Raw genomic sequence first — 22,701 nt, forward strand, 5'->3', positions numbered from 1 at the left:
TTTTCAGGATGTCTTTTTTATTTATATTTGAACAAAAGTTAAGAATGAAAAGAATCATTACCGCAGTAATTTTGACAATTATTTTTTCATGTTCAAAAAACGAAAATTCCGGGAATAAAGAGGTTCTTGTCCGAGAAGAAGTTCCGGTAGCAAAAACTGTAACAGATCCAATTGCCGAAGGAAAGTTACTGGTGGAAGGTTCGGATTGTCTTGGTTGTCATCAATTAAATGAAAGGATGATCGGTCCATCGTATAAAGAAGTTGCGGACAAATATGAAAACACACCGGAAAATGTGGAAATGTTGGCGGATAAAATCATCAAAGGAAGCTCCGGAGTTTGGGGTGATGTTCCAATGCCGGCTCACGGATTCAGTAAGGAGAATGCGAAGTTTATGGTGCAATATATTTTATCTTCGAAATAAAACTTAAAATCAATATTAAATATAAGACAGTTTTCCAAGCTGTCTTTTTTATGTCTCTTTAGAGAATTTGATTAACTTTAAGAAATTTGAATTTTATGAAAGTACTTCTTAAATCGCTAATTTTTGTTTCAGCTTCATTTTTCGCTCAGGAACATCAATACGATTATACTTTGTTCACAAACAGTCTGATGAAAGATAATTTCTTCTATGGAAATGTCAAATTTTCGGGAAATTCTTCTATTAAAAATCAGAATTCCAAATTATTGGTAGATAAAAACGAATTCCATTCTCCGGGAAATTCTCTCTTGCTGGATTACAAAAATGCAAAAAAAGGAAAGTGGGAAGCCTTAATAGAATATGAGGAAGTAAGAGGAAAGGATTTTTTTAATAAAGCTAATTTCCTAAGTTTTTGGATTAAATCTAAGAAAAGTGAATCCAATGTTTTACCAACAATTAAACTTCAAAAAACAGACGGAACTTTTTCGAAATCAATTAATATAAAATTGACAAAAAAGAATCAATGGGAAAATATTCTGATTGATATTTCAAGTCTTGATGTTTCTGTTAAAGATGATCCAAAATTGATAAAGGCAATCGTTTTCTCTCAACCTGAAAAGTCTGATGCTGATAACAAAATCTGGCTGGACGATATTGCCTTCATCGATTCAAAAGAAAAGAAAACAATTTCTGAAACACCGAATATTTCTTCTGCCAAAGGTTACATGAACATGTTGACCTGAAATGGAGCCCAATCACAGATAACAATATCAGATATGTGAAGATCTATCGTGCTGAAAATGGAAAAGATTTTAAACCGGTCGGAATTCAGGATTCTTATATTGATAGATTTGCAGATTTTACCAACGAAACAGGAAAAAAATATTTTTATAAAATCAGTTTCTTAGACAAACTTTTCAACGAATCCAAACTTTCAGAAGTAGTTTCAACTGAAACCAAAAATATGTCTGATGAAGAATTGATGACAATGGTTCAGGAAGCGTCCTTCAATTATTATTGGGATGGCGCAGAAACGGAAAGCGGATTGTCAAAAGAAAACACAAACGGAAGACAGAATATGATTGCAACCGGAGCTTCAGGTTTCGGAATTATGGCTCTGATTGCAGGAACAGAACGAGGTTTTATCTCAAGAAAAGAATCAGTTGAACGTTTTACAAAAATCATCAATTTCTTAGAAAAAGCAGATAAATACCACGGTGCAGTCGCTCATTTCATCGATGGAAAAACGGGAAAAACCGAAGCTTTTTTTGGAAAGAAAGACAATGGGGCCGATCTGGTGGAAACTTCGTTTTTAGTCCAAGGTTTGCTGGCTGCACATCAATACTTTAATAAAGATAATACAGAAGAAAAAAACATACAAACAAAAATCGACAGGTTCTGGAAAGGAATAGAGTGGGATTGGTTCAAACAAACGCCAGATAGTAAATATCTCTATTGGCATTGGTCGCCGGATCAGGGTTGGGTGATCAATCATAACCTCATTGGCTGGAATGAGACGATGGTGACCTATCTTCTGGCAATTGCCTCACCAACGCATTCTGTTCCGGCGAGTATGTACTATTCAGGCTGGGCAAGTCAGGAAAAACGCGCGCAGGATTACCGTAAGGATTGGGGCAATTCTAATGAAGGCGCCATGTACACCAACGGAAATACCTATTACGGAATCAAGCTGGATGTAGGCGTCAACAAAGGCGGTCCGCTGTTTTTCGCCCATTATTCTTTTATGGGATATGATCCTCACGGTTTGACGGATAGATACACCAACTATTTCACAAACAATCAGAATATTGCCAAAATTAATTATCTCTATTGTGTTGAAAATCCGAAAAAACAAAAAGGTTATGGCAAAGACGGCTGGGGATTAACAGCCTCCGACGGACCAAACGGTTACAATCCGGATGAGCCTGTGGAAAGAGAGGATACCGGGAAACTGACACCAACCGGAGCAATCGCTTCTTTCCCATACACACCAACCGAATCTCTGGCAGTTTTGAAGAATTTCTATCTTAATTATGGCGATTTTCTTTGGGGAGAATATGGTTTCCGGGATTCATTTGATCTCAATAACAACTGGTGTTCACCGATTTTCATGGGTCTGAATCAGGCGCCGATGACCGTGATGATAGAGAATTACCGAACCGGGCTGATCTGGAATCTTTTTATGAGCCATCCTGATGTGAAAAAAGGAATCCAAAAATTAGATAAAGAAAAATAATTTATTAAACAAAAAACCCTTTCAAGTATAAACTTTGAAAGGGTTTCGTTTAAAATAATTATGGATAAAAATTAAACTTTATTTCAAACGATTAATTGTAAGAACTGTTCGCGAAGAATTTCCTGTGGAACCAGATGGTATGAATGACTGATACAAATGGAAATTGTTGTTTACCGCATCCAAAGCGAAAGAAATAGTTGCTCCTGATGACGGTACTATCAATGCTTCCTGAAAGTAACCTGTTTTCCGGCTATCGTTAGCTTCGCCATTTCCAAATCCGTCTGCGTTTTCGCCTGCATAGCCATAGATGATCCCCGGCTGGTAATCGTAGAGATTTCCGTTTATTGTAAACCGCACATTAACTTGGTTATTATCATTAAGACCTTTAAAGATCCCGACAACTTTCAGATTGATAGAATAAACACCTTCCGGCAGCGTTATCGTATTCGCCACATCATCAACAGTTATTCCGGTAATGGTATTGATATAATTTTCCGAATTGTTGGGCGCAGTATCACTTACTGCAGAAAAATCTAATGCGGTGGTAGAGCCGGCATTATAAATTTTGTCTACAATCGGCAAGCGTAAAAATTGCCCCAGAGAAGAAGGATTGGTTTTTACACCTACTTCTCCCGTAGTTTTATCCATTGCTAAAAACTGGGTAAAAGTTGTCGTGGGCTGTTCTTTTAAGCTTGTGATTCTCAACACATCATTTGCCGCGTCAACATCCAGTTTGTAATTGGGATTGGTTTGATTAATCCCAACATTGGCATTGGCATCAATCGTTATTTTCGGGGTATTATTTGTGGTGAGTGAGATGTTATTTGTGGAGTTCCATTGGATGCCGGTGTCATCATCACCAATAGCCAGAGTAATTTTTGGCTGTGCAAAATTATTGTTGCTTTCTTTATAAATTCCCACTTGTGATTTGGCGGAAATAATCAATAATAAAGAACCGATTACATATATTTTTTTCATCTTGATTATAGTCTTTCTAATATTAATACGTTTCTGTGTATATCACTGTATGAGAATTCCATATTGAAAGGGCTATCCTTGACATCTATTTTAAATCTAATTGAATTACTGGGAGCTGTAAATTTTATAACATCCGTATAATAACCCGTTTTGTCGGTAGCATCAGTATTGGACCAGTTAGAAATGATCCCTTCTGAATATGAATAATCTACGAAAGCGCCCCCTGTAGAAGTTGTCATTCCTACATCTACTCTTTGGGTGTCATTTCCGGTTAGAAATCCGCCGCATAATTTCAGAATAATTTTATACGTTCCGGGAGGGATGTTGTTAATCTCATTAGTTGCGATCGTTATTGGATAGCTTATAAAATCATCACTGATCGTATTAACATAATTTGGAAAAGCAGCAAGTCCAGAAGGTGCAGGTATGCTTGAGCCGCCTGTATTGAACTGAATGCTGGAAGCAGAATTTGCAACATAATTGTTTGCAACTATCGGCACTCTTAGAATTTGTCCTGCTTTCGGCTGGATAGTTGTTTTATAAATATCTCCATTCGCCTTATCATATACCAGATAATAAGGATCTGAAGAGGTTAATGTTTTTAAATTATTAAGTTTAATAAAATCATTATTGGCATTGATGTCCAAAATTTTTGCAGGAGCCTCTTTATTGATTCCTATATTCCCGTTTTGTAATATCTTTAAACGGTTTGTATTTGCTGTCACAATAGAAAGTTCATCTTCCTGATTTCTTTCCAGTCCGCTGTTATCATCACCAATGGATAGAGTTACCTGTGGATTGGATGTGTTAATTCCTATCTGCGCGTGTGCTAAATATGCTGTAGCTGCAAAAAGTATCGTATATAATTTTTTCATTTGTGTAAGAATTTTATTTTAATCTTTCAATTAGGATGATGCTTCTCATAACATTATCAGAATAATAAGGCGAAAGATTAGATTGAGAACTTGTACTATTAGGTCCGGTTTGTTTTACATAGATAAAATCCAGTTTGCTTGGTGAGGATAGATTTACTGTTTCGGTGAAATAACCTGTTTTCAGTTGGTTTCCGTCTCCATAATTCACGCCGTTTGCAAAGGAATATTCACCATTATTTACAGATAATTTTATATCGATGGAATTATTTTTATGATGTCCTGTAAAATTTGAAACTAATTTTAAAGTAATTCTGTAAACACCGGCAGGCAGTTGGATTTGATCTGTGGTTCTTGCCAGTGTACCGTTTCCAGCAGCCAAACTCTGACCATATAAAAAGGAAGAACCTGTAATGTTATTAATATAGTTGGGGGTTGCCGCAGGTGCATCGGGCGTTGCAGATTGTGGATTGAACTCAAACCTTACAGGTGTTTCTACAAGGCTGAAAGAATTGCCGGCAATGTTAACATCAGGTTTTACCACGATGCGCATCACTTGTCCTCCTACATATACATTTGCATCGTCTATATAGCCGCTTTCTCCATTTAGAGGATTTTGTTTCAGCGGATAGGGTAGAAAAGGATTGGGATTTGGTACAGATAGTAGATTGGAGATTCGCAAAAAGTTGTTTCCGGCATCTACATCTAAGATTTTTGTCGGGTTTACATTATTGATGCCAACATTTGCTTGGTCTACAGTAATAGCATTAGTGCTATTGCTAACAATGGAAATTTTATTGGAAGAGTGGTGCTGTATTCCCGTGCTGTTGTCCTTAATACTCATCGTAAGAGCGGGATTGCTAGTTCCAATTCCCACCTGTGTGTAAGCATAGGATATGCAGCCTAAGATCAATACTGAGGATATTGTTTTTTTCATACAAAGTGTGTTTTTTGTGTTTTTGGCCTGAAAGATTAATTTTAAATTAAATTTTCAAACCTGTCAAAGATAGTATTATTATTTAAACAAAAAATAAAAATATAAAAAAATATATTATGTTAAATTAAATATATGATTAAAAATAAATTTTTCATAGATAACCTTATATTGTTGTGTTTTTTTAGATTATCAATTATTCAGAATAAACTATCTTTGCATCTTTTAAATGTTAAAAAATGTCACTATCTGAACAGGAAATTATCCGCCGCGAAAAATTACAAAAGCTTACCAATTTGGGAATCGATGCATTCCCGGCTGCTGAATACAAAATCACAGATTCCACAAAATCTATAAAACAGAATTTTGAAGAAGGAAAAAAGGTGGTCATTGCCGGAAGACTAATGTCCAGAAGGATTCAGGGGAAAGCAAGTTTTGCAGAATTACAGGATTCTGAAGGTAAGATCCAGGTTTATTTTAACCGGGACGAGATCTGTACTGGTGAAGACAAAACATTATACAACGAGGTTTACAAACATCTTTTAGACATCGGTGATATCATCGGGATAGAAGGAGAATTATTCAACACACAGGTTGGAGAAATGACCGTGAAAGTTGAAAACTTCACTTTGCTTACCAAATCGCTTCGTCCGCTTCCGCTTCCAAAAGTAGATGCAGAAGGAAATGTTTTCGATGCTTTCAACGATCCGGAATTGCGTTACAGACAGCGTTATGCAGATTTGATCGTAAACCCTCACGTCAAAGAAGTTTTTGTTAAAAGAACAAAACTCTACACAGCGATGAGAACCTTCTTCAATGATGCCGGGTATTTTGAGGTAGAAACGCCTGTTTTGCAATCGATTCCTGGTGGAGCTGCGGCGAGACCATTTATCACACATCACAACGCTCTTGATATCCCATTATATTTAAGAATTGCAAACGAATTATATCTGAAAAGATTGATCGTCGGTGGATTTGACGGCGTTTATGAATTCTCAAAGAACTTCAGAAACGAAGGCATGGACAGAACACATAATCCGGAATTCACCGTAATGGAAATCTATGTGGCTTACAAAGATTACAACTGGATGATGGATTTTACGGAAAAATTATTGGAATTCTGTGCAACTCAGGTCAACGGAACCACAACCGCACAATTCGGAGATCAGGAAATTAATTTTAAAGCACCTTTCGCAAGAGTTTCCATGACAGAAGCGATCCTGAAGTATACAGGTTTTGATATTACAGGAAAGTCTGAGCAGGAATTATTTGACTTCGCAAAATCTATCGGAATTGAAGTTGATGAAACAATGGGTAAAGGGAAATTGATTGATGAGATTTTCGGAGAGAAGTGTGAAGGCAACTTCATCCAGCCAACGTTCATCACAGATTATCCTGTTGAGATGTCACCCTTGACCAAAAAGCACAGAAGTCAGGAAGGTTTGACCGAGCGTTTCGAATTGATGGTTTGCGGAAAAGAAATCGCAAATGCTTACTCAGAGCTTAATGACCCAATCGATCAGAGAGAGCGTTTTGAAGATCAGTTGAAATTAGCTGAAAAAGGTGATGATGAAGCTGGACAATTTATTGATGAAGATTTCTTAAGAGCTCTAGAATACGGAATGCCGCCAACTTCAGGTATGGGAATCGGAATGGACAGATTGATTATGTTCCTGACCAATAATGCATCTATTCAGGAAGTTCTTTTCTTCCCACAAATGAGACCTGAAAAAGTAGTTCCTAAAGTAGAATTGGGAGAAGATGAAAAAGTAATCCTCGAGGTTCTTGGTTCTCAAGAAGCGCCATTCGAGCTTAACGAGGTGAAAACCCGTTCTCAACTTTCTGGCAAGAAATGGGATAAGGCTTCCAAAGTTTTGATCAAAAATAATTTGGTAAAAGTTGATAAAATCGATGAGGTTTTGTGGATGAAATTAGTTTAAAGATTTCTTAAAAATATTAATGACCTCGCTTGTAAAAGCGAGGTTTTTTATTGATTTAGCATCGATTTGTCAATATGTGTAACGAATTATTAATTTCGTGCGTTATGACAACATTTTCTTATTTTATTTTAGATTTATGTTTTTTAACTTTATGCCACTTAAAAGTTATGGTGATTTTATAAATAAACTGATTTATGAAGTTTTTACTACATTCTTTATAGGGGTTTGTTTGAATGAAATTCATTTTTCTGAAATTCTCTTACTTCTATAGAATGTGTATCTATATTTTACTGATTATAAAAAGTGGACTTAAATATGATGTATTGATTTTCAGTTATTTAATGATTTTTAATGTTAATTTAATTTTAACAAATAGTTATCTAATATTAATTAAATGTAAATTATTAATAAAAATTAGTTTATTTTATTGATTTTTATTCTAATTATATTTTATATAATTGCTGAATTGGTAATTTGAAATCATTTTTCTTTCTTTTTTCATTAAATTTGATAATATCCAAAAAGAATGAAGATGAAAAGAGCTAAGAGGATCTCTCAAAATTCTAATCCAAAAAACCAAGGACTTTATTTACCCGAAACAGAATTCGATTCCTGTGGCGTCGGTTTTGTTGCTAATATCAAAGGTGTCAAAAGTTTCAAAATTGTTAGCGACGCAATTACAATGCTTGAAAATATGGAGCATCGCGGTGCAACCGGCTACGAAAGTAATACTGGTGACGGCGCGGGAATCCAACTTCAAATCCCGCACGAGTTGCTTTACGACGAAGCTCTCAATTACGGAATCGACCTTCCCACACCAGGTCAATACGGACTCGGAATGCTTTTCTTTCCCCAGAATAATTTTATCAGACAAGAATGCAAAGAAATCATTGAGCAGTCCGCTGAGAAATTAGGTCTTAAAATTTTAGGTTATCGTCCGGTTCCTGTCAATAATTTGGATCTTGGCGATTTGGCAAAAAGCGTAGAACCGGTAATGGAAATGCTTTTTATCGAACGTCCTTACGATACGGAAACTGAAAAAGACTTTGAGAGAAAACTCTTTGTTTTTAAGAATTATATTTCGCATCAGATTATGAGTGTGACCAGCAATGATCCTATTGGTTTCTACGTTGCCTCGTTCTCGTGTAAAAAATTAATTTATAAAGGGCAATTAAGATCTGTCCAGATTCGAAATTATTTTAAAGATCTTACTGATCCGAGACTTCGTTCTGCTTTTGGAATGGTGCATTCCCGTTTTGCTACCAATACAAGTCCAACCTGGAGTTTGGCGCAACCTTTCCGATTTTTAGCGCATAATGGTGAGATAAATACGATTGGCGGAAATCTCAATTGGCTTCGGTCATCCGAAAAAACATTCGAAAGTTCCAATTTCACAGCGCAGGAAATGGATATGATCTTGCCAATTACAAAACCCGGACAGTCGGATTCTTCTTATTTGGACAATATGGTCGAGTTGCTTTATCACTCTGGCAGGTCGCTTCCACATACAATGATGATGTTGATTCCAGAAGCCTGGGATGGTCACGACCAGATGGATTCTTACAAAAAAGATTTTTATGAATTTCACGCCTGTATGATGGAGCCTTGGGATGGTCCAGCTTCTATTTCTTTTACCGATGGTGATATTATCGGAGCAACTCTGGACAGGAATGGACTTCGCCCTTCAAGATATTGCGTGACTTCGGATGATCGCGTGATTATGGCTTCGGAATCAGGAGCTTTGCCTGTCGATCCTCAAAAAGTCATTAAAAGAGGTCGTCTTCAGCCTGGAAAAATGTTCTTGGTTGATATGAAAAAAGGCGAAATCATCAGCGATGAAGAACTGAAAAAAGAAATTTGCACTTCTCAACCTTACCGAGATTGGCTGGATAAAATGAATATCAATATTAATGAATTGCCAAGTCCGAAAATCAGATTTAACAGTTTGCAGTCCGAAGATATTTTCAAATATCAAAAAGCGTTCGGATATTCCAGAGAAGATTTGGATATTGTTATCAAAGAAATGGCAGAATTTGGAAAAGAACCGATTGGCTCTATGGGTTTCGATGCGCCGTTAGCAGTTCTAAGTGAAAAGGCACAGCATTTAAGTTCTTATTTCAAACAATTATTTGCGCAGGTTACAAATCCGCCAATCGACCCGATCCGTGAAAAATTGGTAATGTCTCTCACAACGATTATCGGCGGAAGTGGAAATCTTTTGCAGGAAGATAAAAACTTTGCCCATTCCATCAAACTCGATAATCCGATTCTTAATAATGAACAGTTGGAAAAACTTCGAAGTGTTGATACAGGGAAATTCCAGTCCAAAACAATTTATACTTATTTCAAAGCAGACGGAAAAGATGGAAATCTTAGAAAAGCAATTGACCGGATTTGCCGTTACGCAACAGATGCTGTAGATGATGGTTTTGAAGTGATTGTCCTTTCCGACCGTTCAATGGATTCTGGTCACGCAACGATTCCTTCCCTTTTGGCTTGTTCGGCTGTTCATCACCATTTGATTCGAAAAGGTGTCCGCCGAAAAGTAGGTTTGGTGATGGAAGTTGGCGATGTTTGGGAGGTTCATCATTTTGCGGCATTGTTGGGATTTGGTGCTACGGCTATCAATCCTTATCTGGCTTTGGCAAGCATCAGGGAGATGTTTCATAAGAATGAATTTGGTGAGGAAACTGACCTCGACCAATTAAAATACAATTACAAAAAAGCAGTCGGAGATGGATTGTTGAAGATATTTTCCAAAATGGGAATCTCAACTTTGCAATCTTATCACGGCGCACAGATTTTCGAAATTATCGGACTTGATAAAGCAGTTGTCAATACTTGTTTTACAGGAGCGATTTCCAGGATTAATGGTGTTGGTTTTGATGAAATTGCAAAAGAAGCTTTGGTCAAACATTTCAATGCCTTCGGAACTAGGCTTTCTCAAAAAGTTTTAGAACCAGGCGGAATTTACCAATGGAAACCGGACAATGAATATCATCAGTTCAATCCGCAATCCATTCATCTTTTACAACAGGCAACTTGGAATGACCGTTATGATTTGTTTAAAAAATATTCAAGAACGGTCAATCAATTATCAGAGAAAGCGTCATTGTTAAGAGGTTTGATGGATTTTAAAAATGACAGGGAAGCAATTTCAATTGATGAAGTTGAGCCTTTAGAAAATATTTTAAAACGTTTTGCCACTGGCGCAATGTCTTTCGGTTCGATTTCCTGGGAAGCGCATACGACACTCGCGATTGCAATGAACAGGATTGGCGCAAAAAGCAATACGGGCGAAGGTGGAGAAGATGAAAATCGTTATACAATTAATGAAAATGGAGACGATATGCGTTCTGCAATCAAGCAGGTTGCTTCTGGAAGATTTGGTGTTACTGCAAGATATTTGGCTGAGGCTGAAGAGATTCAAATCAAAATGGCGCAAGGTGCAAAACCAGGCGAAGGTGGACAATTGCCGGGATTCAAGGTCGATGAATGGATTGGGAGAACCCGACATTCCACGCCAGGCGTTGGATTGATTTCACCGCCGCCACATCACGATATTTATTCGATTGAGGATTTGGCGCAATTGATATTTGATTTGAAAAATGCCAATCGCCACGCAAGAATTTCAGTCAAATTGGTTTCAAAAGCGGGCGTAGGAACAATTGCTTCCGGCGTTGCAAAGGCGAAAGCCGACCATATTTTGATTTCAGGTTATGACGGTGGAACTGGCGCTTCTCCTTTGAGTTCGACAAGACATACAGGTTTGCCTTGGGAATTGGGATTGGCAGAAACGCAACAGACTTTAATTAAAAATAAACTCCGTCAGCGTGTCACTGTACAGGTTGATGGTCAGGTAAAAACTGGTCGTGATATTGTTATCGCAACTTTGTTGGGTGCGGAAGAATGGGGGATTTCAACCTCTGCGCTGATTGTAGAAGGTTGTATTCTGATGCGAAAATGTCACCTCAATACTTGTCCGGTCGGTATCGCCACTCAGAATGAAGAACTTCGGAAAAAGTTTAAAGGCAAGCCTGAACATTTGGTGAGTTATTTCACATTTCTGGCGATGGAAGTTAGAGAAATAATGGCAAGTTTAGGATTTAGAACGATTGACGAAATGGTCGGGCAATCGCAATGTTTGACCACGAAAAAAGATATCTTATTCTGGAAACATAAAAATATTGATTTGACTCCGATTCTCTTCAAACCAGAAACGGATTTGCCCATCATTAAAAATGAAAATCAGGACCATGGCATCGATGATTCGCTTTCCTGGAAAATGTTGGAAGCTTCAAAGTTGGCGATTGAAGAAAATGGAACTGCGGAAGCTTATTTTAGTATTAAAAATACAGATAGAACAGTCGGAACAATTCTATCTCACGAATTGACCAAAAAATATCATTCAGAAGGAATGTCTGACGATTCTCTGAAATTCAATTTTAAAGGAACGGCGGGACAAAGTTTCGGTGCGTTTTGCAACAAAGGAATCACGATGATTCTGGAAGGCGATGCCAATGATTATTTTGGTAAAGGGCTTTCAGGAGCTAAATTGGCAATTTATCACGATAAAGAATCTGTCATAAAGGCTCACGAAAATAGCATTATCGGAAATGTCGCTTTATACGGCGCAACTTCTGGAAAAATTTTCGTTTCCGGAATGGCAGGCGAACGTTTCGCTGTTCGGAATTCTGGTGCAATGGCTGTTGTAGAAGGTGTCGGCGACCACGGTTGCGAATATATGACCGGCGGAACTGTTCTGATTCTTGGTGGTGTCGGAAGGAATTTCGGAGCAGGAATGAGTGGCGGAATTGCTTACGTTTGGGATATTGAGCGTTCGTTGGAAGAGAATTTTAATCCTGATATGGCAAACCTTGAAGAGATTACGGAAGATGATAAATCGATTATTAATGATTTGATTAAAGAACATTTTGAAATGACAAACAGCGAACTGGCTTCATATTTATTAAGTGACTTCGAAAATAATCTGAAACATATTATTAAGGTTTATCCAAGAGATTATAAAAAAGCTATTGAAAATAAAATAAATGAATTGAAATAATGGGAAAAGCAGATGGATTTTTATTATACGATAGAGAATTGCCGAAAAAGCTTCCTGTAGAGGAAAGGATTCAGCATTATAAAGAATTTTACAAACCGATTTCCAAAGATTATCTTCACAAACAATCGGCGCGCTGTATGGATTGTGGCGTTCCGTTTTGCCAAAGTGGCTGTCCGCTTGGGAATATGATTCCGGAATTCAATGAAGCAGTTTATAAGGAACAATGGGAAAAGGCTTATCAATTGTTGATTTCAACCAACAATTTCCCTGAATTTACTGGTAGGATTTGTCCTGCGCCGTGCGAAGGAGCATGTGTTTTAGGAATTAATAGTTTGCCGGTTGCGATAGAAGAAGTTGAAAAAAATATTATCGAAATTGCCTTCGAAAAAGGTTTCGCAAAACCAATTATTCCGAAATTCAGAACGGATAAAAAGGTTGCGGTTGTTGGCTCAGGGCCAGCTGGTTTGGCTTCGGCTTATCAATTAAATCAATTGGGACATCAGGTAACGGTTTTTGAACGTGACCCTGAAATTGGCGGATTATTGAGGTTTGGGATTCCGGATTTCAAACTGGATAAAAATATCGTGGAACGCCGTGTTCAGTGGATGAAGGAAGAAGGAATTGAATTTAAAACCAATGTCAATGTCGGTGTCAATTATTCTGTGGAAGAACTCAATCGGAATTTCGATGCGATTGTTTTGGCTTTGGGAAGTACGGTTCCAAGAGATTTGATGATTCCGAACCGTGATGCAAAAGGAGTTTATTTTGCGATGGATTATCTCTCTCAAAGTAATAAAAAAGTCAGTGGAATTCAGTTTAATGAAAAAGATATTGATGCGAGAGGAAAAAAAGTAGTTGTAATTGGCGGCGGCGATACAGGTTCGGATTGTATTGGAACTTCAAATCGTCAAGGTGCGGAAGTCATTTATCAAATCTATTACAAACCGATGCAGCCAACCGAACGTGATGCAACGATGCCCTGGCCAACGATGCCGATGACTTTGCATATCACATCGTCTCACGAGGAAGGTGTTGACAGGAAATGGTCTGTCAATTCCAAAGAATTTGTGAAAGATGAAAACGGAAATCTGACTGGAATCAGATTAGTCGAAGCAGAGTGGACAAAAGATGCCGACGGAAAATGGAATCTCTACACAGAAAAACCAAATTCAGAATTTGTCATCGATTGTGATTTGGCTTTCATTGCGTTAGGCTACACGCACGTTGAACACAAAGGTTTAGTAGAAGATTTAGACATAAAGCTGGATCCGAAAGGAAATCTCATCGGAAATGATAAGGAATTCAAAACTAATCAGACGAAATATTTTTCTTGTGGCGATGCGAGAAAAGGGCAGAGTCTTGTGGTTTGGGCAATTGCGGAAGGAAGAAAATGTGCGCAGAAAGTGGATGAGTTTTTGAATGAATAGAAAAGTATTCTTTAATGTATTAATTTTATAAATCGGGCTTCTGTTCGATTTTTTTATTCAAAACCTCAATCAATTCCCAAGCTTCCCTGTTAAAAACTTATCCATTTCGCCTCAATTTAATCCTTTCATATCTCGAAAAAAATCACGATATTTGTAAGCATTTTAACAAAATAATTTAACAAATTAAAAAGAAATATTCTCAAGCTAACTATTTGAAAGATTGAGTCTTATATCTTTAATATAAAAAATATGAGTCAAAAAGAATATACAGCAAGTAGCATCCAGGCTTTAGAAGGGATGGAACACGTGAGATTGAGACCATCTATGTACATCGGAGACGTTGGTGTGAGAGGTCTTCACCATTTGGTTTATGAAGTAGTAGATAACTCTATTGATGAGGCTCTGGCAGGCTATTGCGACACGATTAAAGTGACTATTCACGAAGGTGAAAGTATTTCTGTAAAAGACAATGGACGTGGGATTCCGGTTGATTTCCACGAGAAAGAACAGAAATCCGCACTTGAGGTGGTAATGACCAAAATTGGTGCCGGTGGTAAGTTCGATAAAGATTCTTACAAAGTTTCCGGAGGTCTGCACGGAGTTGGAGTTTCCTGTGTGAATGCACTTTCGACTTTGTTGGTGGCAACAGTTAGCCGTAATGGTAAACTATATCAACAAAAATATTCTGAAGGAAAAGCTTTGGCCGATGTTGCCGAAATCGGAACGACTTCTGAAAGAGGAACAGAAGTTTTTTTCCAGCCGGATGGTACTATTTTCCAAGAATTGGTTTACAACTATGATACGTTGGCGAACAGACTTAGAGAATTGTCTTTCCTTAACAAAGGGATTACGATTACTTTGATTGATGAGAGACATCCAAACGAAGACGGAAGTTTCAATTCGGAGATTTTCCATTCCGAAGGTGGTCTTAGAGAATTCGTAGAATATATCGACGGAAACCGTGAATCCATTATGGAAAACGTGATCTTTATGGAAAGTGAAAGGGAAGGGATTCCTGTGGAGGTGGCGATGCGTTACAACACGTCGTTTACAGAGAATTTACATTCTTATGTTAATAATATCAATACCCACGAAGGTGGAACGCACTTGGCAGGTTTCAGAAGAGCTTTGACAAGAACGCTTAAAAAATATGCGGATGACTTAGGAATTCCGGCAAAAGAAAAAGTGGAAATTACAGGTGACGATTTCCGTGAAGGATTGACAGCCGTGGTTTCTGTAAAAGTAATGGAGCCTCAGTTCGAAGGGCAAACCAAAACGAAATTAGGTAACTCCGAAGTTTCAGGTGCGGTTGACAAAATCGTTGGTGAAATGCTGACGAACTTCCTTGAGGAAAATCCAAACGAAGCAAAAATCATCGTTCAGAAAGTTGTTTTGGCAGCAAAAGCGAGGCAGGCAGCGAAGAAAGCAAGAGAAATGGTGCAGAGAAAATCACCAATGGGTGGTTCCGGCTTGCCAGGAAAATTGTCCGATTGTTCTTCTAAGGATCCGGAAGAATCAGAATTATTCCTTGTTGAGGGAGATTCTGCAGGTGGAACGGCAAAACAAGGTCGTGACCGTCATTTCCAGGCGATTTTGCCTTTGAGAGGTAAGATTCTCAATGTTGAGAAATCTATGCTTCACAAAGTTTATGACAACGAGGAGATTAAAAATATATACACAGCGCTTGGTGTTTCTGTAGGAACAGAAGAGGATTCCAAAGCGTTGAATATGAGTAAGCTAAGATATCATAAGATCGTTATTATGACCGATGCGGATATTGATGGTTCTCACATTTCCACTTTGATCCTGACATTCTTCTTCCGTTTTATGAATGAAATGATTGAGAACGGATATATTTATATTGCGCAACCACCGTTGTACCTTCTTAAAAAAGGAAACAAAAAGGTCTATGCTTATAACGAAAAAGAACGTGAACAATTCACTCTGGAACTGGCTCCGGACGGCAAAGGTGTTGAAGTGCAACGTTATAAAGGTCTTGGGGAGATGAATCCTGAACAGCTTTGGGAAACAACCCTTAACCCGGAAAACAGAATCTTAAAACAGGTAACAATTGAAAATGCTGTTGAGGCAGATTCAACTTTCTCAATGTTGATGGGCGACGAAGTGCCACCAAGACGGGAATTTATAGAAAAGAACGCAGTCTACGCAAGAATAGATGTTTAAGTTATAATTTAAAACCTTCCAGATTTTGGAAGGTTTTTTGTTATTCATTCAAAAATAAAAAATTATGAAAAACTTAATCGCAATCTTTTCAATCGGAATTATCATTGTTTCCTGTACAAAAACCGAAGTCAAAAATATTACTGTTAAAAATAATTCTGATACTTTGGTAACCAAAAAAACATTTGTGATAGATTCTGTAAAAGTTGAAGATTCTCTGGTAATTAACAAAAATCTCACGACATCTTTTAACAAACAACTGCTGGTTTTTCCTTCGATAGAAAATAAATTAATTCTCGACAGTATTTATAAAGAAGCTTTGGTCGAAACCAAATCTTATGATAAGAATTCTCTACAAGCTGATTTGACAAAACAAATGCAGAAAAGTTTTGCTAAAACAAGGGAAGATTCAAAAGAATGGTCACCGGAATTCAAACAGACCTGGGACGATACTTCTGCAATGAAAGTGATTTCGCATAAGGATAATATTCTTACGTTGCTCTATTCCGGAAGTGGTTATACAGGGGGCGCACACGGATATTATTTTGGAAGTTACAAAGTTTTTGATCTTAATAAGAATATGGTAATCAACCAGAATGATATTATCAAAGATCCAAAAGATCTGGCGTGGGACAAGATTCTGAAAAACCATTTTGATGAGCCTGAACAAAAAGAAATGCTATTGGAAGATAAGATTTCACCAAACAATAATTTCTATTTTGATGATAAAAAGATCACTTTTGTTTATAATCAATATGAAATAACAGCTTACGCAGCTGGTGTAGTTTATATTACGATCAACTTTTCTGAAATAAAAAACATGCTGAAACCCGAATTCTTAACCCAATACAAAATCAAATAAATGAGCCATCAAAATCTTAAAAATTACAGGAAATATTATCCGTTACATCATTTTGTAGTCTATCCGGTTTCTTTGATATTGTTAATATTTTCACTTTATAGATTGTGGAAAAACATCAATGTTAATCAGGAATTTGTGTACATTTGGACTGCTATTTCATTTGCTTCCGCTTTAATTATTTTGATTTCATATATGCTCCGTCAGCATTATGCAGTTGGCCTTCAGGATCGGATTATCATCAACGAATTTAAGTTAAGATATTTCACTTTGACAGGAACCAGATTTGAAAGTTTACCTTACCTTTTTTCAGATTCTCAGCTCTTTGCTCTGCGATTTTCACAGGATGAAGATTTGATTGGATTAATCACTCAGACAATACAAAATGAGTGGCCGGCTTCTAAGATTAAAGAAAATATCAAAAACTGGAAGGCCGATGACAGAAGGGTCTAAAAACAGAAAAAATCTTAATTTAAAGACGAATTGTAAGTACTATCAGTCTGATGCACTTGAAGACTCTTAAAAAATAAAATTTTCCATTCTAAAATAAATCGACAAAATACTCTGAAAGTCTCAGAGTATTTTTACTTTTGACCTTATGAATGTAGCCTTCATTATCAATCCGTTTTCAGCGAAAAAAAACTATCAGCCTTTTCTGGACGCACTCTCCAAAAAGGTTCAAAATCCACTTTATTTAGTTTCGAAATCCTTGGGAGATACGGATGATTTTATAGATCACCATTGGGAAAGTATTGATGTTTTTGTGGCAGTTGGCGGCGATGGAACTATTTCTACAGTTGCAAAAAAATTGATTAATTCGGATAAAATATTGGCAGTTTTTCCGGCAGGTTCTGGAAATGGTTTTTCCAACGAAACCAATTTTAGCAAGAATATTTCATTATTATTAGATAAAATTAAAAATGGTAAATGCAAAGAAATAGATACATTCACAGTCAATGAGCATTTCTCCATCAATGTTTCAGGAACTGGATTTGATGGCAAGGTTGTAAAAGAATTTGAGAAAACCAATCGGGGTTTCAAAAATTATATCAAAGTTTCTATTAAAACTTTTTTTAATTATAAGCCGATAAAAATCAAATTCCTAGAAGAAAATTACCAACAGTACAATGGCAAATATCTGATGCTGAATGTGGCAAACACCCGCCAGTTTGGAAACAACGCATATATTGCGCCAATGGCAAGTAAAAGTGATGGTTTGGTAGATTTGGTTTTGGTGAAGAAATTTCCTTTGACATATTCACCATTTTTTGCTTTCCGGATGTTTACTAAACGATTGAAAGATGATGATTACGTGACTTATCTTCCGGTTTCGGAAATAGAGTTCAAAGTCAATACAAAAAATTGGCACATTGATGGGGAATTCAAAAAAATAAAATCCCCGATTTTCATCAAGGTTTTGCCAAAGAGTTTGCGAATTTTGGTTTAACGTGATATCAATTATATTTTGATTTTAATTTATTTTTAAATGATATATTTGGCGGGAATTTTTATTGCGTGTTTTTTTTCTTTTCTGATTTTAGGGAAAAAAGAGAAAACTTCTGCTGATTACATCCTCGCTTTGTGGTTTTGGATAATAGGAATTAATACCACTTATTTTTTATTGATTTTTTCCGGAGAGTATGTGAAATTCCCCTATATTCTTGGATTTGAAATTCCACTTCCGCTGCTTCACGGACCTATGTTATATCTTTATGTCCAGAATCTAAGTGGGCAAAGCAAGAAAAATTATACATGGATTTTACATTTTTTACCTGCAATTATAATTTATATTATCCTGATTTCTTTCTTCAATCTATCATCCGAAGAAAAAATTTTTATTTATCAGAATGATGGTTCAACCTATAAAGATTTAAGAAGTAATATTAGTATTCTTATCATTATATCCGGGATTTTTTATGTCTGCGCAAGTATTAATTCTGTAAAAAAATATAAAAAAGAGATAACTCAAAAATATTCAAATACGGATAAGATTAATTTAAATTGGCTGTACTATCTTATTGCAGGAATTTCGCTGATCTGGATTGCCGTTTTACTCAGGAATGATGTCCTTATTTTTTCACTTGTAGTTGTTTTTATTTTGCTGGCATCCTATTTTGGAATCAGTAAAGTCGGAATTTTAAATCCAAAAGATATAAAAGCTATTAATATAGATAGCGGAAATAATGAATCTGTCACTTATCCTACAGTTGTAAAATATCAGAAATCTACTGCCAGCGAAGAGTCTATTAAGAATATTTACCAAAAATTAGTAGATAAAATGGAGAAGGATAAGATTTTCAAAGATCCGGAACTTACATTGAATAATCTGGCAATTACACTGGAGATCCATCCCAATTTACTTTCGCAGACAATCAATCAGATAGAAAATAAAAACTTTTATGATTATATCAATCGACATAGGATTGAAGAATTTAAAAGAATTGCCGTACTACAGGAAAATCAAAAATTTACATTTCTTTCTTTAGCTTTTGAATGTGGATTCAATTCCAAAACTTCCTTTAACAGAAATTTTAAAAAATACACGGATTGTTCTCCGAGAGAATTTTTAAAAAGTCAAAACATAAATTTAGATTAGTTTGAACTTCAGATAAACTACAATTGCCCGATAAAAATCTAAAAAATTAGTTCCATCTTTCATTTTGGAACGATTAACACTCACATATACTTCATTTTTGCCGAAACTTTGTTCAGTGATAAAGTTAATTTTCAACTCTAACAACAACCTTTTTGTAATGAAGAAAATGTTATTTGTCCTTATTTGTGTTTTCGCTATTTTGATTGGATTATATCCTTTGATCTATGTTTTTGTAGATCATAAACACACCTTTCTCAACTCCAAAGATCCGGAAATTCTTCATAGCCTGATATGGAAAATCTTGTTTTTTGCACATATCTCCTTCGGAGGATTATCACTTTTGATTGGATGGAGACAGTTTGGGGAAAACTTCCGAAAAAGACATCCAAAGTTTCATAAGAAGATTGGAATTACCTATATTCTTTCGGTTGTTATAAGTTCCACAAGTGGTATTTATATTGGTTTTTTTGCTAATGGAGGTTGGATTTCGGCTTCAGGATTTATTTGTTTGGGTCTTATTTGGTTTTGTACGACACTCAAATCATTTTTAGAAATTAAGAAAAATAACATCATTAATCATCAAAATTTAATGACTTACAGTTATGCATGCACTTTTGCAGCGGTCACTTTGAGATTGTGGTTTCCTTTGTTAAAATCATTGACGGGAGATCCACAGATATCTTATCTTATCGTAGCTTGGTTATGTTGGATTCCAAATTTGATTGTTGCCTATTTTGTTAATAGATCAAGAGAAGTGATACTGAAGAATTAAATTTTTTATCTATATTTCTGTACAATCAACCTTTATTGTCAAAAATCATTCAGTTTCCCTATTTTTGTATCAATCATTAATAATCATTTATCAATTAATCAACGGTGCAGAATAAACTCAAAATTATCAACGATCCCGTTCACGGCTTTATCAAAATTCCTCACGAGATTCTGTTTGACGTTATAGAACATCCCTATTTCCAGAGACTAAGGCGCATTTCTCAAACGGGTTTGCTTTCTTTAATATTTCCCGGCGCAAAACACACAAGATTTCATCATGCCCTTGGTGCAATGAATCTGATGTTCAAAGCATTGGAAACCTTGAAACTGAAAGGGATTAAGATTTCAAAAAAAGAAGAGGAAGCGGCAATGCTGGCAATTTTGATGCACGATATCGGTCACGGTCCGTTTTCGCACGCTTTGGAAAACAGGCTGATGGACGACTGGCATCACGAGAAAATTTCGATTTTATTAATGACGCGGTTGAATGAGGAATTCGGTGGAAAACTGGATTTGGCGATTGAAATGTTCCAGGGCAAATACCACAGGATGTTTTTCAATCAATTGATTTCCTCGCAGTTAGATGTTGACAGGATGGATTATCTGAAGCGCGACAGCTTCTATACGGGTGTTTCCGAAGGCGACGTGAACGTAGAAAGAATCATTTCTATGATGAACGTGAGCGATGAAAAACTGGTCATCGATGCCAAAGGAATTTATTCAATAGAAAATTACCTGACTGCCAGAATGTTTATGTACTGGCAGGTTTATTATCATAAAACTGCGGCTTTGGCAGAACATATCTTAGTTCAGATTCTTAACAGGGCAAAATATCTGGTTTCCCGGAACTTGGATCTGGAAGCACCCTCAAACCTGAAATATTTTTTGATTAAGCATAAATTTGATGAAGCTACAGAAGAAGATATCAGAAGATTCACAATGCTGGATGATATGGATGTTTTTCAGGCGATAAAAGAATGGACAGAGAATCCGGATTTCATCTTGTCAAAGCTTTGCAGAACAGTAATTTACAGGGATTTCCCCAAAAGTATTATTTCATCAAAACCATTTTCTGAAGATTTTTTGAAACAAAAAGTAGAAAAAGTCAACCAATACTTTAATATTGACAACGGAGAGGAATTGGTTGGACAGATTTCCAGAACGCTTTTGCCTTATGATACAGAGAAGCAACCAATTTATCTGATGGATAAAACCGGCAATAAGTTTAAGCTGGAACAATCGGAAAATCAGATTTTGTTCGGTTGTATGGAGAATCCTACCAGAAAATATATCATGTATTGCCCGAGAGAAATTTCATGACAAAAAAACAAATTTTCATTCATCATAAAAAATTAAAAGATAATTAATAAAATATTTATCTTTGCAAACTATGGAATTTAGTGCAGAACAGATTGCAGGAATAATAAACGGCAGAATAATTGGGAACGGGAATACTGTTATTACAGGCGTTTCACCAATAGAAAATGGTCAGCAGGGACATTTGTCTTTTGTTGGGCAGAGTCGTTTTTCCCATCATATAGATACAACAGCGTGTGCAGTTTTGATAGTTTCTGAAAGTCTTATAGAAGACAGAGATTACAAACCTGTAATAATTGTGGTAGAAGATGCTTATCTTTCTTTTCAGGTTTTGATGAATCTTTATCAGGAAATGCAGGGCAGAAAAACCGGGATTGAGCAGGGTTCATTCTTTCACGAGACGGCAAAAGTTGGTGAAGATGTTTACATCGGGGCATTCACTTATGTATCCGAAAAAGCTAATATTGGTGACGGAACTCAGATCTATCCACAGGTTTATATCGGAAAAGGTGTAAAAATCGGAAAAAATTGTAAAATCGACAGTGGCGCAAGAATATACGATTACTGCATCGTTGGTGACAATTGTGTGATACATTCCAATACGGTCATTGGCGGAGACGGATTTGGTTTTCAGCCAACAGCAGAAGGATTCAAAAAAATCCCTCAATTAGGGAATGTTATTATAGAAGATGATGTGGAAATTGGTTCCAATTGCAGCATAGACCGTGCAACCATTGGCTCTACGATCATCGGCAAAGGAACTAAAATAGACAATCTGATTCAGATCGCTCACAATGTGAAAATTGGTCAGAACAATGTGATTGCCGCTCAGGCAGGAATTGCAGGTTCTACAATCATTGGAGATTGGAATCAGATTGGCGGTCAGGTTGGAATAGTCGGGCATATCAAAATCGGAAATCAGGTGAAGATCCAGGCACAAAGCGGTGTTAATAATACTGCCAAAGATGGAGAAACACTTTATGGCTCCCCGGCAATCAATTACAGCGATTATAGAAGAAATTACGTACATTTCCGTAATTTCACCGATATAGTAAAGAGAATAAACGATTTAGAAAATAAAAAATCAGAGTAAAGGTATCAGGACT

Annotated in this window: 17 protein-coding genes; 14 read left to right on the plus strand and 3 right to left on the minus strand. The window is 36.5% G+C overall.

Annotated elements, in window-relative coordinates; all coding sequences use genetic code 11:
- The first annotated feature begins 44 nt into the window (after positions 1–44).
- From ACFJGY_RS07320 to ACFJGY_RS07330, 3 genes are all read left to right on the plus strand, one after another.
- Complete coding sequence (locus ACFJGY_RS07320) at positions 45–422, plus strand: c-type cytochrome (protein WP_379969579.1); 378 nt, start codon at positions 45–47, stop codon at positions 420–422.
- Positions 423–517: 95 nt separating this feature from the next.
- Complete coding sequence (locus tag ACFJGY_RS07325; RefSeq protein ID WP_379969581.1) at positions 518–1,162, plus strand: hypothetical protein; 645 nt, start codon at positions 518–520, stop codon at positions 1,160–1,162.
- 35 nt (positions 1,163–1,197) lie between these two features.
- Entirely contained in the window at positions 1,198–2,655 is a 1,458-nt protein-coding gene (locus ACFJGY_RS07330) for a glucoamylase family protein (protein ID WP_379969583.1), read from the plus strand.
- A gap of 78 nt (positions 2,656–2,733) precedes the next feature.
- Here the strand turns inward: ACFJGY_RS07330 and ACFJGY_RS07335 are convergent, their stop codons facing one another.
- From ACFJGY_RS07335 to ACFJGY_RS07345, 3 genes are read right to left on the minus strand one after another with little or no spacing between them, the layout of a single operon-like run.
- On the minus strand, positions 2,734–3,633 hold the full coding sequence (locus ACFJGY_RS07335; RefSeq protein WP_379969585.1) for a hypothetical protein: 900 nt from the start codon (positions 3,631–3,633) through the stop codon (positions 2,734–2,736).
- A gap of 5 nt (positions 3,634–3,638) precedes the next feature.
- Positions 3,639–4,508, minus strand: a complete 870-nt coding sequence (locus ACFJGY_RS07340; protein ID WP_379969587.1) for a hypothetical protein — start codon at positions 4,506–4,508, stop codon at positions 3,639–3,641.
- 13 nt (positions 4,509–4,521) lie between these two features.
- Positions 4,522–5,442 (minus strand): hypothetical protein, encoded by a 921-nt coding sequence (locus ACFJGY_RS07345; RefSeq protein WP_379969589.1) that lies wholly within the window; start codon positions 5,440–5,442, stop codon positions 4,522–4,524.
- Positions 5,443–5,678: 236 nt separating this feature from the next.
- Between ACFJGY_RS07345 and lysS the strand changes: the two genes are divergently transcribed.
- The 11 genes from lysS to lpxD all read left to right on the plus strand — a co-directional run bounded on the left by lysS (position 5,679) and on the right by lpxD (position 22,688).
- Complete coding sequence (gene lysS, locus ACFJGY_RS07350) at positions 5,679–7,379, plus strand: lysine--tRNA ligase (RefSeq protein ID WP_379969591.1); 1,701 nt, start codon at positions 5,679–5,681, stop codon at positions 7,377–7,379.
- Positions 7,380–7,905: 526 nt separating this feature from the next.
- A complete protein-coding gene (gltB, locus tag ACFJGY_RS07355) occupies positions 7,906–12,444 on the plus strand; it encodes a glutamate synthase large subunit (RefSeq protein WP_379969593.1) in 4,539 nt (1,512 codons plus the stop codon).
- Positions 12,444–13,871: a glutamate synthase subunit beta gene (locus ACFJGY_RS07360; protein ID WP_379969595.1), complete on the plus strand. Its 1,428-nt coding sequence runs from the start codon at positions 12,444–12,446 to the stop codon at positions 13,869–13,871. The genes gltB and ACFJGY_RS07360 overlap by 1 nt, the downstream gene beginning before the upstream one ends.
- 249 nt (positions 13,872–14,120) lie before the next feature.
- Entirely contained in the window at positions 14,121–16,055 is a 1,935-nt protein-coding gene (gene gyrB / locus ACFJGY_RS07365) for a DNA topoisomerase (ATP-hydrolyzing) subunit B (protein ID WP_379969597.1), read from the plus strand.
- A 64-nt stretch (positions 16,056–16,119) separates the two neighbouring features.
- A complete protein-coding gene (locus ACFJGY_RS07370) occupies positions 16,120–16,914 on the plus strand; it encodes an RsiV family protein (RefSeq protein ID WP_379969599.1) in 795 nt (264 codons plus the stop codon).
- Positions 16,915–17,364: a DUF6526 family protein gene (locus ACFJGY_RS07375; protein WP_379969601.1), complete on the plus strand. Its 450-nt coding sequence runs from the start codon at positions 16,915–16,917 to the stop codon at positions 17,362–17,364.
- Positions 17,365–17,509: 145 nt separating this feature from the next.
- Positions 17,510–18,358: a diacylglycerol/lipid kinase family protein gene (locus ACFJGY_RS07380; RefSeq protein ID WP_379969603.1), complete on the plus strand. Its 849-nt coding sequence runs from the start codon at positions 17,510–17,512 to the stop codon at positions 18,356–18,358.
- Between the two features lie 39 nt (positions 18,359–18,397).
- Positions 18,398–19,507, plus strand: a complete 1,110-nt coding sequence (locus tag ACFJGY_RS07385) for a helix-turn-helix domain-containing protein (protein ID WP_379969605.1) — start codon at positions 18,398–18,400, stop codon at positions 19,505–19,507.
- 115 nt (positions 19,508–19,622) lie between these two features.
- The gene (locus ACFJGY_RS07390; protein WP_379969607.1) at positions 19,623–20,279 is read left to right on the plus strand and encodes a DUF2306 domain-containing protein; all 657 of its coding nucleotides are present in this window, start codon (positions 19,623–19,625) and stop codon (positions 20,277–20,279) included.
- A 104-nt stretch (positions 20,280–20,383) separates the two neighbouring features.
- Positions 20,384–21,598, plus strand: a complete 1,215-nt coding sequence (locus ACFJGY_RS07395; RefSeq protein ID WP_379969609.1) for an HD domain-containing protein — start codon at positions 20,384–20,386, stop codon at positions 21,596–21,598.
- A gap of 70 nt (positions 21,599–21,668) precedes the next feature.
- Positions 21,669–22,688, plus strand: a complete 1,020-nt coding sequence (gene lpxD / locus ACFJGY_RS07400; RefSeq protein ID WP_379969611.1) for a UDP-3-O-(3-hydroxymyristoyl)glucosamine N-acyltransferase — start codon at positions 21,669–21,671, stop codon at positions 22,686–22,688.
- Positions 22,689–22,701: the final 13 nt, after the last annotated feature.

The sequence above is a fragment of the Epilithonimonas sp. UC225_85 genome (genome assembly GCF_042695135.1).
In the GTDB taxonomy this organism is placed as follows: Bacteria; Bacteroidota; Bacteroidia; order Flavobacteriales; family Weeksellaceae; genus Epilithonimonas.

Bases quoted from the DNA above. Each gene is read 5' to 3' on its own strand.
- ACFJGY_RS07325 (WP_379969581.1), top strand. From the start codon at position 518: ATGAAAGTACTTCTTAAATCGCTAATTTTTGTTTCAGCTTCATTTTTC.
- gltB (WP_379969593.1), top strand. From the start codon at position 7,906: ATGAAGATGAAAAGAGCTAAGAGGATCTCTCAAAATTCTAATCCAAAA.
- lysS (WP_379969591.1), top strand. From the start codon at position 5,679: ATGTCACTATCTGAACAGGAAATTATCCGCCGCGAAAAATTACAAAAG.
- ACFJGY_RS07380 (WP_379969603.1), top strand. From the start codon at position 17,510: ATGAATGTAGCCTTCATTATCAATCCGTTTTCAGCGAAAAAAAACTAT.
- ACFJGY_RS07340 (WP_379969587.1), bottom strand. From the start codon at position 4,508: ATGAAAAAATTATATACGATACTTTTTGCAGCTACAGCATATTTAGCA.
- ACFJGY_RS07385 (WP_379969605.1), top strand. From the start codon at position 18,398: ATGATATATTTGGCGGGAATTTTTATTGCGTGTTTTTTTTCTTTTCTG.
- ACFJGY_RS07370 (WP_379969599.1), top strand. From the start codon at position 16,120: ATGAAAAACTTAATCGCAATCTTTTCAATCGGAATTATCATTGTTTCC.
- gyrB (WP_379969597.1), top strand. From the start codon at position 14,121: ATGAGTCAAAAAGAATATACAGCAAGTAGCATCCAGGCTTTAGAAGGG.
- ACFJGY_RS07360 (WP_379969595.1), top strand. From the start codon at position 12,444: ATGGGAAAAGCAGATGGATTTTTATTATACGATAGAGAATTGCCGAAA.
- ACFJGY_RS07320 (WP_379969579.1), top strand. From the start codon at position 45: ATGAAAAGAATCATTACCGCAGTAATTTTGACAATTATTTTTTCATGT.
- ACFJGY_RS07375 (WP_379969601.1), top strand. From the start codon at position 16,915: ATGAGCCATCAAAATCTTAAAAATTACAGGAAATATTATCCGTTACAT.
- lpxD (WP_379969611.1), top strand. From the start codon at position 21,669: ATGGAATTTAGTGCAGAACAGATTGCAGGAATAATAAACGGCAGAATA.
- ACFJGY_RS07335 (WP_379969585.1), bottom strand. From the start codon at position 3,633: ATGAAAAAAATATATGTAATCGGTTCTTTATTATTGATTATTTCCGCC.
- ACFJGY_RS07345 (WP_379969589.1), bottom strand. From the start codon at position 5,442: ATGAAAAAAACAATATCCTCAGTATTGATCTTAGGCTGCATATCCTAT.